Genomic DNA, 16,217 nt, shown 5'->3' with positions numbered 1-16,217 from the left:
TAAATTATTTGGATTTTTTGTGCAAGCAGAATTCAAATACGTTTCGTTCTGGGCCATTATTAGTTGCATGTGCTTTTTTAACTATATAAGGCTGATGATCATCTAATGTAAATTCACCAATGTATCGGACATGAGCATTTAGTGTGTCATTGGCAAAGACACGGATGGCTTTTCCTGTCTGTTTATGATCCAAGAGAGCTTTATTCCCATTTATCATACGCTGATCACCACGTTGCCCTTCACCACAATAAAATAGGGTAGTTCCCTTCTCATCCCAGCGATCATAATAGCCGTGGTTTTCGCCTTTTTCTGGGTGAGTAAAAAGGAAGATATTGGGTGTTTTTGCCGAAGCAGCAATACCACTTTGTCTATTGCCGCCATATTGGTCATGCAATTCTGAACGCTTAATAATATCGTTTTCTTGTAAAGAGAAAGGGTTGGAAGACATCTAGCTCTCCATTGTATTAAAAAGGCTGCCTGAAAATATTGGTTGCGATAACTACTTCTCTACTTTTACTATTTCAGACGCAGTCTCACCATTTTGAGTTATGCATGAGATAGGAACGAATCAAAAATTAATCCATTTGAAAGTATGGTTTGCTCGATTGGCTGTACCCAATCGACTAAATGTTTGTTTTTCAAATATTGATGTTGATTTATCCATATTTGTAGCTGTGGATAAACCGATGAGTTATCAAAAATAAAACTTTCGTCGGCAAATGGTAATGCAGTATAAAGGTTTTGCAGGCTTGTATAGTAGCGTTTGAGAATTAATTCAGGGGCTATCCAATGCCCGCCGCTTGCGACACGCTCTTGCATGCGTCGAATATTTAATTCGGGCGTAGCAAGACCGATATAATTGAGTATGACATAAAATCCAGCGGCATTAGCTGTTTGAATGCGGGTAAGGGCGGATTTGCCGGATAAGGTCGATTCCATGGAAAAAGAAATTTGATTATCTAACGCTTGACGGAATAAGCGCAATGCAGTTTTTCCCGCTTCCATATCAGCTAAGCGAGGCATTTCAGGGTTAATTTCTGCTGCGATATGGTCAGAATCAATCACTAACGAGACACGATCTTGATTGAATTGGCGCAGGGTAGATTTGCCCGAACCGTTAGCACCACAGTAAAAAATCGCTTTAGGCCGGTTGTTTAACATGGCCTACTGTTCTTTGATTACCGGAAGGATGATATTCGATCAGATTGCCTTCATTATCGACTACCGTGATTACGGCGTATTTTCGTTTTTCTGCTAGCCATGCCTGATACAAAATTTTAAGCATAGCTTGTTTTTTCGCCAATTCGACACGTTGTTTATCAGAAATCATGGTCTTCCTTGCTTTTTGTTCCTGTATTCGAACAGCCCTATATTACATTAAACAGGTCGTCTGAAAACTTTTTATTTCCTTACTCGGGCTTAAACACACCTGTATCCGTTTTAGGCTGTTGCTCGGCAATCTCAACATTTGCCGCTGCCTGTTCCGCATCGGCTTTTTCAGCTTCGATGCGTTTTTTCTCAGTCAGATATTGGTTGATTTGGTGTACCAACTCCTGCGTGCCTTGGTGGGTCAGTGCGCTGATTTGGAAGAGGCGCGGGGTTTCCATGTCGAATTGGAAGCGGTCATCTGGTTTGGGGTAATCCCAGCCGATGGCTTCGAGGAAGGCGGCGGTGCGCGTTTGGGCTTCTTCTTCATCGAGCATGTCGAGTTTGTTCAGCACGAGCCAGCGCGGTTTGCCGTAGAGTTCTTCGTCGTATTTGCGCAATTCGTTGATGATGGCAAGGGCTTCTTCGGCGGGGTTGACGGTTTCGTCGAAGGGCGCCAAATCGACGACGTGCAGCAGCAGGCCGGTGCGCGATAAGTGTTTGAGGAAACGATGACCGAGACCTGCACCTTCTGCCGCGCCTTCAATCAGGCCGGGGATGTCTGCCATGACGAAGCTGTGGTTTTCGTCGATGCGTACGACGCCTAAGTTCGGATGCAGGGTAGTGAAGGGATAGTTGGCGATTTTGGGGCGCGCGGCGGATACGGCGGTAATCAGGGTGGATTTACCGGCGTTGGGCATGCCTAATAAGCCGACATCGGCGAGGACTTTGAGTTCGAGTTGCAGAGAACGGGTTTCTCCTTCTTCTCCGGGCGTGGATTGTTTGGGGGCGCGGTTGACGGACGATTTGAAGTGGATATTGCCCAAACCGCCTTTGCCGCCTTTGGCGAGACAGACGCGCTGGCCGTGGTGGGTGAGGTCGGCGACGATTTCGTCGGTGTCGAGGTCGCGGATAAGGGTGCCGACGGGCATTTTGAGGACGATGTCGTCCGCACCTGCGCCGTAGCGGTCGGAGCCGTGGCCTTTTTCGCCGTTTTTGGCTTGGTAGCGTTTGACGAAGCGGTATTCGACGAGGGTGTTGGTGTTTTCGTCGGCTTCTGCCCAGACGCTGCCGCCTTTGCCACCGTCGCCGCCGTCAGGACCGCCGCGCGGTACGAATTTTTCGCGGCGGAAACTGGTTGCGCCATTACCGCCTTTGCCTGCGGCGACTTCGATTTTTGCTTCGTCGATGAATTTCATGGTGTTCTCTTGTATTTTGGGTTTCAGACGACCTTTTGTGCGGAGGTCGTCTGAAAAAATGGGAATGGGGGATATTATAAGGGATATGGGGGATGTGCGCCCGTTTCTCTGTCCCACTTGGTTTTTTGCCTGATGTTTTGTGAAAACAGCCGTCCTGAAATCGCGGTTTCGGACGGCTGTTTGCTTTTTGGGATTATTTGGCAGTTTTTTGTTCTTCGCGTACTTTGTCTGCAAGCAGGTCTATGGTTTTCATACCTGATTCCCAGTCGGCAAATTCGACTTTGTATTTGCCGCCGACAATGACGGTAGGCGTGCCGTCGATTTTGTAGGTATTGGTCAGCTCTGCCATTTTGTCTGCGCGGGTTTGGCTTTCAGGGGATTCGTAGGCGGCGAGGACTTTTTTGCCGTCAAAAGCGGTTTGCTCGGCCAACCATTTTTTGAGGGTTTCAGGGTCTTGCAGTTTGACTTTCTGATTAACCATAGCATCAAAGATATGGCTGTTTGCAATGTCTTTGGTGTCTGCGACCGCCATATCGACGGCGGCAGCAAGGCGCGCCAACGGTTTCATCTCATCACCCCAAACAACGTGTTCAGTACGAAGGTAGGTGTCGTCTTTAAAGGTTTTGACGTGTTTGCTCAAAACGGGTTCGAGGTGGGCGCAGTGCGGACAGAAGTAGCCGAAAAATTCGAGGACTTCGACTTTACCTGCCTGCTGCTGAGGAATGGGGGTGCTGAGTGTGGTGTAGTTAAGCCCCTCAACTAAAGCGACAGGCGCAGCGGAGGCTGCTGAAGCCGCAGGCGCACTGTCGGCGGGGACGCTGGTTTGGACTTTGTTGTCGCAGGCGGTCAGGGCCAGCAGAGCAGTAGCAAGGGTAAGGGTTTTCAGTTTCATGTTTACTCCGTGATTTTCAGTCTAATATGGGATTTTATTGTATTTTTACAGTTTGATATATGGTTTGATGCGAAAAAGACGGTTTCATATAAAGAAAGGATGGTTTCAGACGACCTTTGAAAAATAGGGATTTAGTGCAAATTTACCGTCTGCAGGTACGGGCTTTCAGTATTTTTAAACTGAGAATCTTGATCAAAAGTATCAAACTGCGAATAGTTTGAAGAGGTCTGTGGATTCGGATTTGAAGTGCAACACTTGCCGCATACTGACCTTTTTCTGTTATGGAAAGTTGCACTTCAAATTCGAATCCAAGGTCGTCTGAAAATCCGTCCATGCATTGCTACTATTTGTAAGATGCAACAGGTTTGCTTTTATGACAACAATTCCACGAAACAACTGAATAAAGAAAATATCAATACAATCTACCTTATAAAAAAGCCTGAACATATTTTCGATGTTCAGGCTTTTGATATTTGGCTCCCCGACCTGGGCTCGAACCAGGGACCTGCGGATTAACAGTCCGTCGCTCTACCGACTGAGCTATCGGGGAATTAGAAGGGGAATTCTATCTTAAAAAAAACAAGAAGTCAAGAATTAATCCCCTATTATCATTAATGATATGATTTATACGCGGTTTTATAAAATTTCTGCAATATGTTTAGCAGCACGTTTAGCATCCAGCAAGATCAAACCCAGCTTACCGCTTTCCTTCGCCATCAGTGCCAATACTGCATTATCACCTGCTTGACTCAACAGAATATAACCTGTTTTACCTTTGACCATCACTTGATCCAACTCACCACATGCCAGCTCATGCACTGAACGGTTGCCCAATGCCAACAATGTTGCAGACATAGCACCAACTCTGTCCGCATTCAAATGTGATGGAAGCATTGTAGCAATTGGCAAACCATCAGTCGATATTACAGCTGAAGCTGTAATATCGGGAGAAGTATTATTTAAATCACTCAACACAGAGATTAATAATTGTTGCATATTTATTCCATTCTCAAATTATAACTTTAGTTATATAGTTTGCTGGCGGCTACCATATCTGTGGTACAACACTTTAACCAGTGTCACAAACGCCTCTTTATTTAAGTCAGGCATACCACCTATAACTAGAATCAGCTTAGTTTCCCCAATATACAATGGGAAAAATGTTAACTCGCTCTGACCAGAAGGATCACAAATCCCCCACGCACTATTATTGATATGCAAATTGTTACGAATCAGCAGACGATGACCATCTTCCATCTTAGCCACCTCGCTTGCCAACAGGCCCAACTCTTCGGCAGCTTCATGATGAAAATTAGCATTGGCAAAATACAGGCCATTCTCATCAGCCAGCAAAGCTTTACCTGAATTAGACAACTGCTCTAACAATTCCGGTAACTGCTCGTCTGTCAAATGAATATCTTCGTTACTAATATTTTCATCACCATATAAAAACTCTAAACGTTGCAAACGGTACAACAAGTTTAAAGCCGTATTGATATCACTGGTATCGGCCCAAGCTAGAATTTTTTCGCTACTAATGACCTCTGACGGGTTTGCACGCAATAAGCTATATAGCAATGTTCTACTTGCGCTTGGTGTATCGCTGGTTACTGCATAATAAGCACCAGCAGGTGTAATTCTGGGATATAAATTTGATTGCAAAGAAAGTGTTGATTCCATTTTATACCTCTAAACCCGGATCAATTGAGAACAACATTGCGCTAACCAATTGTTTGACATCATCTTCTCTACGAGCATCAATCTCAAAAACCGGTACATTAAAATTATTTTGTGCTAAATATTTCTGATATACATCAACGCTTGGCAATGAACGAATATCCATTTTAGTAACGCCTACTACTAATGGCGCTGTTTTCAATAATTCTCGGAATGCTTCCAAGAAGAATTGTAAATCCTTCAATGGGTTTGTTCGTGTATTATCCAAAAGCAATACCAATCCCATACTACCCTGGCTTAGAATTTCCCACATAAAGTTAAAACGTTCTTGCCCCGGTGTACCATATAAATGAACTTTGACTTCTTCATCCAAATGGATCACACCATAATCCATTGCTACGGTGGTATACCCCTTACGAACCAGCGTCATATCTGATGCAGATGCATCTGTTTGTACAGGCGGCTCATCTGATAACGCAGAAATTGCTGTTGTTTTACCTACTCCAACCGGACCGGTAAAGATAATTTTATTTTCTTTCATTACATGTCCTTTTTAGCGTTTTCCCAATAATTTACGCATTAAGCGCTGTAACAAACCGCGTGGCTGCTCTTGCGAAGGACCTGCCACTTTTTCTGCATCCTTAACCATCTGACTATCAGGCACATCGCTATTAACACTAACATGTTCAGAAATATTGGCATGCTGATTAGCTTGATTCGGAGCATATTCGCTATCCGTTGCCAAAAAGCCTGTTACAGAGGTTGCCGCCAAATAATTCAAGATATCCGGCATTTCCAAAGGCATAACTTTATAGAGGATATTTAAGTTGACTGATGTTTTAGTTAAAAACGCAGATAACCTCATAGACTCTGGAACCGGAGCAAGCCTGGTCAAATTAGGCCAACGCTTTAAAGTGAAAATCGTTTGAGGAGTCATCGGATAAATCAATCTTCCCTGAGCAGTCCAAATTGCCATCTGCCACAAACAAGACATAATCGTTACTTTGGCTTTTTCTTTCCACTGGGGATTATCCGGCACGACTTTGCATACAACAGATAAATTGTCATTCTTACAAAGCCCCTCTAACTCATGGGCGTTGACTGTCAGCAATACCCTTTGAATACTTGGGAAAACGATTAATACCGGTTTACCCTCATGTAAAACGGCAATATCCTGATGGCCTTGACTGGCAAACTTCAAAGCACCAAGTAACCCTTTATTCGGATTAAAGCGACGAATAGTAGCCTTTCTACTTTCGTTACCGTTTTGCGCTCCTTCTTGTACTTCTGCCTTTTGAGCCGAAGCATCAAAAATATTCCCGCCCTGCGCCAAACTTCTTAAAATCGGGAATAAGGTATCGAATTTAACCGGCTTAGCCAAATACGGCGTTGTAACAGATGGCTCTTGCGAACAAAACATCGCAACAGGAATATCAGGGTATTTGATTTTGAGCGTTTTCCACGTTTCAACACCCTCAGCAGTATCAGTATCTACCAATACTAAATCTGGTATTTCATCTGAATCTGAGTCAAGAATCTGATAGTTCGTCGTATTGTGCATTTTAAAGGCCATACGGAAAACGGCTTCTTGCTGCTCGCTCATATCGCGCAGCATAATCCGTATGGTTTTGATTTTAGGTAACAGATTATCCATCATGGTACTCTCTAATTATTTTATTTTTTTGAATGTTGATTTACATGTTGCAGCAAACGGCTCATTGCCAATACCACTTCTTCCGGAAGGCTGACAACGCGTTCACGCAATAAGCGCAAGAATTGTTCCAGACGTGCCCAGTCCTCTACTCTTTCGTAAAGATCGAACAACATCACATACAATTGAGATTCTTGCGGGTACTGTAAAACAGCTTGTTCCAAAGTACCTATGGCCAAATCCAACTGACCGTACATCAGTAAAGATTCAACTTCTTTCAGTGCTTCATCTGCAGGAGAGGCGTTGACGCTAATGATAGAAGAATCTTTTTGTACCAGTTCGCGATATTTAGCTTTCATTTGAAGAGAAGTAGGTCGGATATAACCCCTTTCCAAACCAATTTCTCTGATTTTATTTTCGTTAGGTCCTTTCTCCAAATCATCAAATACTTCATGATAACCAAGGCTATATCCCCAACCCAGCATGCGTTCTTTCACTTGGCGGCCATACTGACCCAATGAGTGGTACAACTTCCACAAGTGTTTAGCAAACTGACTGATTTCTTCATGCTGATAGTCAAGTTTTAATGCATCGATGATAAGGCTTGCCGGCTTAGAAGAGCTTTGAATGGCACGGTTATATTGTTGAACGGCAGTTTCATAGCCTACTTTGTCTTTTAAGATTTTGGCACTTTGTTCAGGTTTAACAAATCCGATAACGGCTCCCATTTCTTCCGGAGTAATATCGGTAAACTCTTTCTTGCCCAATACGATAGCAGCGCGTTTGGAAACGCCAGGGGCGTGATTAGCGCCTGCATTGTCATTAGTCATCGCAGGAGCGGATGTTGAAGCCTCTTCCAAATCAGGTTGCTCTCCGATTTGGCGCTCGATTTCCTGCATGCTCCATCCCAAACGGTTTTCTGCCAATACGCGTAACGGCAAATGCGTCTGATCGGACATCAAGCCGGCTTTAACGTACTCAGCCAGACTTTCTTCAGACAAGACAGAGCCATGACGCTCCAAGGCGTCTGTCAGCATATCGATATTGCCAACACGCAGACTCAGCCCGACAAGCTCATGTACTAATTTTTCAGGAGCCCCATCGTTTAGGCCATTTAAATAACCCGCCAAAGATTCGGCAGCCTTACTCTCATAACCAAATTGCTTATATACTTGATATTCCGTCAGTGGGTCGACTTCTTGTGCAGATACAGACGTAGTTGAACCGGCAGAACCACTGCCTCCCCATTCCCAATCTTGTTGATCCGGATCGGAAACGGATTGATTGACCTGATCAACCCAATCTGGACTTCCCCCTTCAATACTTTCTTGATTTGGGTGATGGTTTTTTTTGGATGATGCTTTAGCTGCTTTTGTCGTCTTTTTAGTTTTAGCTGTGCCCTTCTGTTTATAAAAAATAAACAGCAGCACCATAAACAAAAGCACTAGCAATATGATTAAAAGTGGATTTTTCAAGAACACCTCCCGATACTGTGGTGCGGCAAATAAAACTACATATATTCGATGTTCGGCATTTATGGAAACAGCCGAATCATCTATTCCCCAATTGAATTATGATAACATGATTCAACCAATAATTACATTAAAAACCATTTGTCAGACACTCCCACTATCGGATTTACAACTCAAACACGCCGATGGATTCGACATGAGAAGTTTGTGCAAACATATTCATAATGCCTGCAGATTTGAAGTTGTAACCCTTATTTACCAATACTTCCGCGTCACGTGCAAAGGTTGAAGGATTACATGAAACATATACGATTTTTTTCGGCAGGTATGGTGTATGTAGCGATTTGACAACAGCATAAGCACCACTCCTGGGCGGATCGAGCAACATTTTGTCGAATACCCCCCATGAGGCTACCGTCTGCTCATCTGTCTCAAACAAATCTGCTACCTCAAACGACACATATTTTACACAACTGTTTCGAAGAGCATTTTGCCTGGCACGCAAAACAAGGGAATCCAATCCTTCAATACCCGTTACTGACGCACCGCTCTTTGCCATAGGAAGGCTGAAATTGCCCAACCCGCAAAATAAATCTGCCACCCTGTCATTAGGCTGTATATCCAACAGGCGCAAAGCCCTGCTGATCATTACAGCATTCAAGTCCGCATTAATCTGCGTAAAATCACCCGGCTGATAAGGCATTTCTACCGAAAATTCAGGCAAACCGTATTTCAATTCGGGCAAATCTTTAGGGTACAGTACAGTTGACGGCTCGCGCCCATATTGAAACCAGACCTGCCAAACTTGCTTTACCCCACCTGATATCATATCAAACCATGTCTCAATTTGCTTCAAAGAGTAGCCAGACGGTTTTTTTATGAAACAAATGTTCAAAACAACCAATGCACGGCTATTAAAAAACTCTACAAATCGGACTGCCGCCCCGCCATCAGACAGTGTTTGCAACAACAATTTCACCATAGGTAAAACATCTGAAATATGTTTAGGCAACACCTGACATGTTTCAATATCAACCACTTCATTCGTTTTTTTCGCCTGAAAACCCATTTTCAGACGACCCTTCTTATCGACTGAGACACTCAACCGCGCCCTATCCCGATAATGCCAAGCCGAACCATAAATAGGCGGAAGAATCTGTTCCGGTTTGACTCTGCCGATACGCTCAAGCTGTTCTTCCAAAATACGTTGCTTCAATGCAACTTGAGCGGTTGGAGACACATGTTGCAACGAGCAGCCGCCACATGTCTCATAATAACCACACGCAGGCCGGACCCGTTCAACCGACTCTTTTAATACTTCTACTGTCTCTGCTTCACTGAACTGTTTCTTCTCCCTCAGCACCCGAAACGACACTTTCTCAGTAGGCAGCGCACCTTTAATAAAGACAGTTTTGCCGTGTACTCTGGCAACGCCGCGCCCCTCATAATCCAGAGAAAAAACATCAGCCACGCCGTCAAAACATTTCGTATCAGCCATCACTTATCCACTCGACACCCGGTTTATCTTTTCAGATGACCCCAAATCCATACCTGCCACTCAAACCGGCAAGCAACCGAAAGGGCATATTTTCGCACAAAAAAATACAGATTCAGGTATGATTTCCCAAAATCTTCTTTTCATTTATTACAAGTATTACGACACATGAAAAAAACTATTTTCGGACTGACCGCTGCCTTCTTTGTTACCGCCGCTTCAGCCAACACACCCATCCCGGACGTCTCTCCCGTTTCCGAAGGTCAGCACGTCGTCATCAATATTCCGCAACAACGCCTATTCTTATATACAGACGGCAAACTGACCAAAATCTATCCTGTCGCCGTCGGCAAGGCCATGACCCAAACCACATTGGGCGAACACAAAATCGGCGCAAAAGCCTTCAATCCGACTTGGCACATCCCTAAATCCATCCAAAAAGAACGTGGTGACGGCGTCAAAAGCGTACCAGCAGGCCCTAACAATCCGCTCGGTCCTGTTTTTGTCCGTCTCGGTGATCCCAAACTCGGTTTAGGCATTCATGGCACTAATGCCCCTGCCAGCGTACCGGGCGTCCGCAGTCACGGCTGCGTCCGCATGAAGTCTCCGGATGCACTGGAATTTGCTAAAACAATCGCCTCCGGCGCTCCCGCCTCCGTCATCTACCAAATGGCCAGCCTCAACGAAGATGCCAACCAAAACCTTTGGCTGGCTGCATACCAAGACCCATACGGCAAAAAAAATCTGGATACTGCCGTCTTGAAGAAAAGTATTGCCGCTTGGGCAAAAGCGCACGGTAAAACCATTAATCCGGCTAAAGTAGACGCTATTTTAAAAAACCGCACCGGTGCCGCCAACTGTCTGACCTGTACCAAAGGCGTCAAACTCAAAACCCCGTTGAAATCACTCGCCTGGACGAGCGGCTCCAGCGCTTTCAGCAAACCTAAAATTGCGCCTAAGCCTGCTCCGGTCAAAGATGTGGTTCTGCCTAAAGGTACTGAAATCGAAGTCGAAGCTGACGATACACCCGCTTCCGCACCAAACCAAAGCGTTCGTCCTGAAGCAAATCCGGCAAAACTGTACAACACCCCCGCCAGCACGCCGAGTTATCCGAAATATGACATCCCGGAAGGCAGCGAGCCGACAGGAGTGTTGTTCTAAAAGCAAAGGAATTTTCCGAATGCAAAGGTCGTCTGAAATTCAGCTCCCTAACAATATAGGAGCCGACAAATTTCAGACGACCTTTTTCATCCAATATCGTTCACATCCTTACAATCAAACCGCCTGCGCTCCCTTTTTTCCCAATAACCGCTTTACCAAACCAAATGCCAACTGCTTTTCAGTATCAGGAAAACAATCCAGCCCGATACACCGCTATTGTATAGTGGATTAACTTTAAACCAGTACGGCGTTGTCTCGCCTTGCCGTACTACCTGTACTGTCTGCAGCTTCGTTGCCTTGTCCTGGTTTACAGTTAATCCACTATAAATTAGCGGCTTTCCGCCCATCGTCAGGGCTTTAGAAAATCACCGCGTTGTTAACGCCACGCGGCGACAAACTCATTCCAATGCTGCTTGTCCTGGGCCTGTCCGGTCAGGTAATGCTTCAGCCGTTTGACTTCCACTTCATACTCGTCCGCATCCAAAGCGCCGCTCATCAGGCGGAAGCGCAGGAACATTAAATAAGTGTTTGCCGCATCGGTTTCGCAATAATCGCGGATGTCTTTCAGACGACCTGCGTGGAACGCCTCCCAGACTTTGCTGCCGTCCATGCCCAGTTTACCGGGGAAACCGCAAAGTTTCGCCATATCGTCCAGCGGCACATTGGCACGCGGTTGGTACAGGGCGAGCAGGTCCATCAGGTCGCAATGGCGGTTGTGGTAGCGGCTGATGTAGTTGTTCCACTTGAAATCGCGGCTGTCGCCGAAATCGCCCTCGCCCATATCCCAATAACGCGCCGCCGCGATGCCGTGTATCAGCGCTCGGTAATGCAGGACGGGCAGGTCGAAGCCGCCGCCATTCCAACTGACCAATTGCGGCGTATGGCTTTCGATAAGGTCGAAAAACTTGGCGATCATTTCCTCTTCGCTGTCGTGCATTTCGCCTATGGTGCCGACGTGGATTTTGTCCTGCCCCCAGCGCATACAGCAGGAAATGGCGACTACTTGGTGCAAGTGGTGCTGCATAAAGTCAGAGCCGTTTTGGGCGCGGCGTTTCTGCTGGGCGAACAAGACCACCTCGTCGTCCGGCAAAGAAGCAGGCAGGTCGTACAACAGGCGGATGCCGTTCACATCAGGCACGGTTTCAATATCGAAAGCCAAAATCGGGGTCATGGGCGACTCCTCAAATTCAATCAAAACAGATTAAAACAGATAACAGGATAACGGCATTGTGGCATGTTTCCGCATTTATTGACAGTCAAATCACACCGCCGCCCCACCATTCCATCTGCCTGTACACCTACCCAAAACACCGTCAAAACAGTAAAATCCCCCTTTTATCCCAATCCGAAACATAAGCCATGCTCACCTTCCAACAAATCATCTTCAAACTGCAAACATTCTGGGCAGACAAAGGCTGCACCGTCATCCAACCTTTCGACATGGAAGTCGGCGCCGGTACTTCCCACCCCGCCACCTGCCTGCGCGCGCTCGGTCCCGAGCCTTGGTTTGCCGCCTACGTCCAACCCAGCCGCCGCCCCAAAGACGGCCGCTACGGCGACAACCCCAACCGCCTGCAACACTATTACCAATTCCAAGTCGCCCTCAAACCCGCGCCCGCCAATATCCAAGACCTCTATCTCGATTCCCTGCGCGAATTGGGCATCGACCCCAAAGTCCACGACATCCGCTTCGTCGAAGACGACTGGGAAAACCCCACCCTCGGCGCATGGGGCTTGGGCTGGGAAGTCTGGCTCAACGGCATGGAAGTGACCCAGTTCACCTACTTCCAACAAGTCGGCGGCATCGACTGCACCCCCGTACTCGGCGAAATCACCTACGGCATCGAACGCTTGGCGATGTACCTGCAAGGCGTGGAAAACGTCTATGACCTCGTTTGGGCAAAAACGCTCGACGGCAACACCGTCACCTACGGCGACGTGTACCACCAAAACGAAGTCGAACAATCCACCTACAACTTCGAATACAGCGATGCCGACTGGCTGCTGCGCCAATTCAACGACTACGAAGCGCAAGCCAAACGCCTGCTCGCCGAAGAAAACGCCAGCCTCGCCCTGCCCGCCTACGAGCTGGTCCTCAAAGCCGGACACACCTTCAACCTCTTAGACGCACGCGGCGCCATTTCCGTTACCGAACGCGCCACCTACATCGGCCGCATCCGCGCGCTGAGCCGCACCGTGGCGCAGAAATACGTCGAAAGCCGCGAAGCATTGGGCTTTCCTTTAATTAAATCAAAATCCTAATAGGTGTTGATATGTTCCACAAAACGCTTGCCGCCGCCGCATTGTTCCTCATTTTCTCTGCAAATGTTCAGGCTGCCCCTTTATCGTTTCAATCCAAAACCTTGGAAGCCAAATCCTGTGACGGAAAAAACAGTGAAGGCAAACCCCTTTGCCATCAACTTACCGTCAGCTATCCGATTACCGGCGATAAACATTTGGATGACTGGGTCAGGAAAGAAATGGGCGGCAAACTGCCTACACAGAAATCGGTTCAGACGACCTTGATACGCGACAAAGACGTAAAGGAGACCAATAAGGAAAACCAAAAACTCCGCAAAGCCGGTGAGTATCCTTGTGCTTTGGACTATATAGATACGTTGGAACTGGAAGGCTATACGCCCAATTATGCTGTTTTCGGACAAGAAGACTGGGAATACAATTGTGGCCCGCACGGATACGGCGTGCACACGCTAACAGTATTGAAGCGCGGCATTGCCAATCCGAAGCCGCTTAAATTGAACGACATCCTGTTACCCAATCAAGAAGGAAAACTGACACACCTGCTTGAAGAAGCCTATGTCAAATACCTGAAGGAAAATAGTGGTGACACCGAAGAAGAAGCACGTGATTACATTAGTGGATACAATAGTGACAAATTTTCCGCTACGGAAAACTGGCGTTTCGATAAAAACGGCTTGACTTTCCTGTATCAAAGTTACGAAATCGGGGCATATGTTTTAGGCAGACCTGAGTTTACTATCCCCACTAAGGATTTGCAGGGAATTGTGAAACCTGAAATCTTGAAGGAAGCGGAGCATTTCATACAACCTAAAAAATAATTAAGGAACCGGTGTAGATTATCTCCCCTTAGCTTCTGACCGATTCAAGTATAGTGGATTAACTTTAAACCATTACGGCGTTGCCTCGCCTTAGCTCAAAGAGAACGATTCTCTAAGGTGCTGAAGCACCAAGTGAATCGGTTCCGTACTATCTGTACTGTCTGCGGCTTCGTCGCCTTGTCCTGATTTAAATTTAATCCACTATATTTGCAGTTAATCGTCAAAAAAGGTCGTCTGAAAACCTAATTTGGTTTTCAGACGACCTTTTAGCTTTGGCAAATCAAGCCTGACGGTTTATCGTCTGCCACACGCCGTAAGCGTTTATTTAAACCACCGCGACAACGCCGGAATCCGCGACAGCAAGGCCGTATCCAAGAGCCAAATCACGGCGATGGCGGCGATGGCGGTCGGGAACAATACCGCCACGATCAAAAGCGGCACAGCCATTGCCCACCATACCGGCAGCTCGATTTTCTGCGCCGGAGGAACCAGTCCGCCCGCTTTGGACGGGCGGCGTTTCCACCACATCACACAGCCGCTGACACAGATGAAGATAACCGCCAGGCAGAACAAGACGTTCGCCAGCACGCTCCACCAGCCCAGCGTCCCCATGTGCAGCGCGATGCTGGCCGCCATGAATTTGCCGAAGAAGTTGTAATCGTCGAAACGGATGTCGGCCAGGATTTTGCCGCTGTATTGGTCGATGTGCACCGTGCGGTCGGCGGTCGGGCTGACCATGTCGTAGCTCATCGAATCCTGCGACAGCGTCCACACGCCCGTTTCGCCTTTGGGCAGGTTGAGCTGGTAGCGGCCTTTGAAACCGATTTCGCGGGCGAAGCGGTCAACCGTTTCCAAGGTCATCGGTTCGCTCGGATTGATGCCGTTTTCGCCCTTCGTCGTACCGGAAACAGGCATGGGCGTGAGTTCCAGAATCCACGGTACTTCTTTGGTTTTGCCGTCGTTCAACACATCGCCGTGGGTCGGCACGACGGATACGGGGTTCGGTTCGACCCCCCATTTGCCGGCGGGGAACTGGCTCCAAGACTGAACGAACTTACCGCCCCAAATGCCCGCCCAAGCAACACCAGACAGGCAGAACAACAATAAAATCAAAGAAACCCAAGTGCCGAACGCACCGTGCATGCTGCGCCACCACGAGCGTCCTTTGCCCGTTTGCGGCACAAGCATGGATTTCAGGCTGCGCTGTTTCGCCCACCAAAGATAAATTCCCGTAATCATCATCAAGATAGTCAGCGACGCGGCGGTTTCTATCAGGTAATCGCCCGCCGTGCCGAGCATCATATCGCCGTGGATTCCGTCCATCGTGTGATACCAGCCCTCATTGCGCGGCATGGAACTGACGACTTTCGCCGTGTAAGGATCGACGGCGACCATGGTCGCTTTGTCGTCGTTGTTCACGCGGAACACGGCAACCATATCGTCGGCGCGCGGCGCGATATATTGCACCACCGACGCGGTTTCAGGGTTCACAGACTGCCGCGCCGCTTCCGCCTGCGCCGACAAAGGCTGCACCTGCGCCTGCGGGGTAACGTGTATACGCTCGCCCTCTTTGCCGGTGATGTTGGCGAATAGAAGCATGCCCAGACCTGTTACGGCAAGCAGGGTCAGAAAGGGCGCGACCAATAGCCCGAAATAAAAATGCCACCGCCACACGGTCAGATAGCGGCGGTTGGCCTGTTGGTCGGGATGGGGAGTAGGTTTGGTTGTGTCCATAAATTCTCTCTTTTGTTTTGAGTGGATGGAGATAAAGCGCCAAGTTCCTGCCTTGCATTTTTATAGTGGATTAACTTTAAACCAGTACGGCGCTGCCTCGCCTTAGCTCAAAGAGAACGATTCTCTAAGGTGCTGAAGCACCAAGTGAATCGGTTCCGTACTATCTGTACTGTCTGCGGCTTCGTCGCCTTGTCCTGATTTAAAGTTAATCCACTATATTCCAATCCACCGAGAAAAATAGCAATCGAAAAGACGCATCGCCGCCATTTTTCGCATAACGGTCTTAACTTGGATATTGGCAGATTCAGAATCAGATTGAACCTGACAACAATAATAGACCAGATGAACTAATACTTTATAAGTATAATCAATTTTTCGGATATTAACAATTTTTGAAAATAAAGCCGTAGTGAAAGACAATACCTTAGAAAGAGACCATCGAGAAGAAAAATAGTTTGAAATAAGGACAAGCTTATAACGGACTTTCACAC

At 47.1% G+C, this 16,217-nt stretch carries 16 protein-coding genes, 1 tRNA gene and 1 pseudogene; 3 read left to right on the top strand and 15 right to left on the bottom strand.

Annotated elements, in window-relative coordinates:
• Positions 1-4: 4 nt before the first annotated feature.
• The 12 genes from MON40_RS01405 to rlmD form a co-directional block, all read right to left on the bottom strand.
• On the bottom strand, positions 5-448 hold the full coding sequence (locus MON40_RS01405; RefSeq protein ID WP_003780099.1) for an SRA domain-containing endonuclease: 444 nt from the start codon (positions 446-448) through the stop codon (positions 5-7).
• A 98-nt stretch (positions 449-546) separates the two neighbouring features.
• Entirely contained in the window at positions 547-1,161 is a 615-nt protein-coding gene (locus MON40_RS01400; protein WP_003780098.1) for an ATPase, read from the bottom strand.
• Entirely contained in the window at positions 1,142-1,330 is a 189-nt protein-coding gene (locus tag MON40_RS01395) for a hypothetical protein (RefSeq protein WP_003763141.1), read from the bottom strand. Before MON40_RS01395 ends, MON40_RS01400 begins: the two co-directional genes overlap by 20 nt.
• Positions 1,331-1,409: 79 nt before the next feature.
• The gene (gene obgE, locus MON40_RS01390) at positions 1,410-2,564 is read right to left on the bottom strand and encodes a GTPase ObgE (RefSeq protein WP_039863259.1); all 1,155 of its coding nucleotides are present in this window, start codon (positions 2,562-2,564) and stop codon (positions 1,410-1,412) included.
• A gap of 193 nt (positions 2,565-2,757) precedes the next feature.
• Positions 2,758-3,456 carry a thiol:disulfide interchange protein DsbA/DsbL gene (locus MON40_RS01385; protein ID WP_003780094.1) on the bottom strand — a complete coding sequence of 233 codons (699 nt, stop codon included), beginning with the start codon at positions 3,454-3,456 and terminating at the stop codon, positions 2,758-2,760.
• Positions 3,457-3,930: 474 nt separating this feature from the next.
• Positions 3,931-4,006, bottom strand: a tRNA-Asn gene (locus MON40_RS01380).
• A gap of 86 nt (positions 4,007-4,092) precedes the next feature.
• Positions 4,093-4,452 carry a roadblock/LC7 domain-containing protein gene (locus tag MON40_RS01375; RefSeq protein ID WP_003760395.1) on the bottom strand — a complete coding sequence of 120 codons (360 nt, stop codon included), beginning with the start codon at positions 4,450-4,452 and terminating at the stop codon, positions 4,093-4,095.
• Positions 4,453-4,482: 30 nt separating this feature from the next.
• Positions 4,483-5,136, bottom strand: coding sequence for a hypothetical protein (locus tag MON40_RS01370; RefSeq protein ID WP_009313121.1), 654 nt, complete (start codon positions 5,134-5,136; stop codon positions 4,483-4,485).
• A 1-nt stretch (position 5,137) separates the two neighbouring features.
• Entirely contained in the window at positions 5,138-5,674 is a 537-nt protein-coding gene (locus MON40_RS01365) for a GTP-binding protein (RefSeq protein ID WP_003760398.1), read from the bottom strand.
• A 12-nt stretch (positions 5,675-5,686) separates the two neighbouring features.
• On the bottom strand, positions 5,687-6,787 hold the full coding sequence (locus tag MON40_RS01360) for an alpha-glucan phosphorylase (protein ID WP_039863269.1): 1,101 nt from the start codon (positions 6,785-6,787) through the stop codon (positions 5,687-5,689).
• A gap of 20 nt (positions 6,788-6,807) precedes the next feature.
• Positions 6,808-8,265: a hypothetical protein gene (locus MON40_RS01355; RefSeq protein WP_003780091.1), complete on the bottom strand. Its 1,458-nt coding sequence runs from the start codon at positions 8,263-8,265 to the stop codon at positions 6,808-6,810.
• 157 nt (positions 8,266-8,422) lie between these two features.
• A complete protein-coding gene (gene rlmD / locus MON40_RS01350) occupies positions 8,423-9,754 on the bottom strand; it encodes a 23S rRNA (uracil(1939)-C(5))-methyltransferase RlmD (protein ID WP_003780090.1) in 1,332 nt (443 codons plus the stop codon).
• Between the two features lie 165 nt (positions 9,755-9,919).
• Here rlmD and MON40_RS01345 point away from each other — a divergent pair, with 165 nt between their 5' ends.
• Entirely contained in the window at positions 9,920-10,912 is a 993-nt protein-coding gene (locus MON40_RS01345) for a L,D-transpeptidase (RefSeq protein ID WP_003780089.1), read from the top strand.
• A gap of 376 nt (positions 10,913-11,288) precedes the next feature.
• Here the strand turns inward: MON40_RS01345 and MON40_RS01340 are convergent, their stop codons facing one another.
• A complete protein-coding gene (locus MON40_RS01340) occupies positions 11,289-12,083 on the bottom strand; it encodes a 3'-5' exonuclease (protein ID WP_003744040.1) in 795 nt (264 codons plus the stop codon).
• A 188-nt stretch (positions 12,084-12,271) separates the two neighbouring features.
• Here MON40_RS01340 and glyQ point away from each other — a divergent pair, with 188 nt between their 5' ends.
• Both glyQ and MON40_RS01330 read left to right on the top strand, forming a co-directional pair.
• Positions 12,272-13,174 carry a glycine--tRNA ligase subunit alpha gene (gene glyQ / locus MON40_RS01335; protein ID WP_003780086.1) on the top strand — a complete coding sequence of 301 codons (903 nt, stop codon included), beginning with the start codon at positions 12,272-12,274 and terminating at the stop codon, positions 13,172-13,174.
• 11 nt (positions 13,175-13,185) lie between these two features.
• Positions 13,186-13,992, top strand: a complete 807-nt coding sequence (locus MON40_RS01330) for an RsiV family protein (protein ID WP_003780085.1) — start codon at positions 13,186-13,188, stop codon at positions 13,990-13,992.
• Positions 13,993-14,313: 321 nt separating this feature from the next.
• Here the strand turns inward: MON40_RS01330 and MON40_RS01325 are convergent, their stop codons facing one another.
• A complete protein-coding gene (locus MON40_RS01325) occupies positions 14,314-15,726 on the bottom strand; it encodes a PepSY-associated TM helix domain-containing protein (protein WP_003780083.1) in 1,413 nt (470 codons plus the stop codon).
• A gap of 155 nt (positions 15,727-15,881) precedes the next feature.
• A pseudogene (locus MON40_RS01320) lies at positions 15,882-15,950 on the bottom strand (transposase); the annotation flags it as partial.
• Positions 15,951-16,217 lie beyond the last annotated feature (267 nt).

Origin of the sequence: Neisseria macacae ATCC 33926, assembly GCF_022749495.1 — a bacterium.
GTDB classification, from domain to species: Bacteria; Pseudomonadota; Gammaproteobacteria; order Burkholderiales; family Neisseriaceae; genus Neisseria; species Neisseria macacae.
This window is presented reverse-complemented; position numbering and strand designations above follow the sequence as displayed.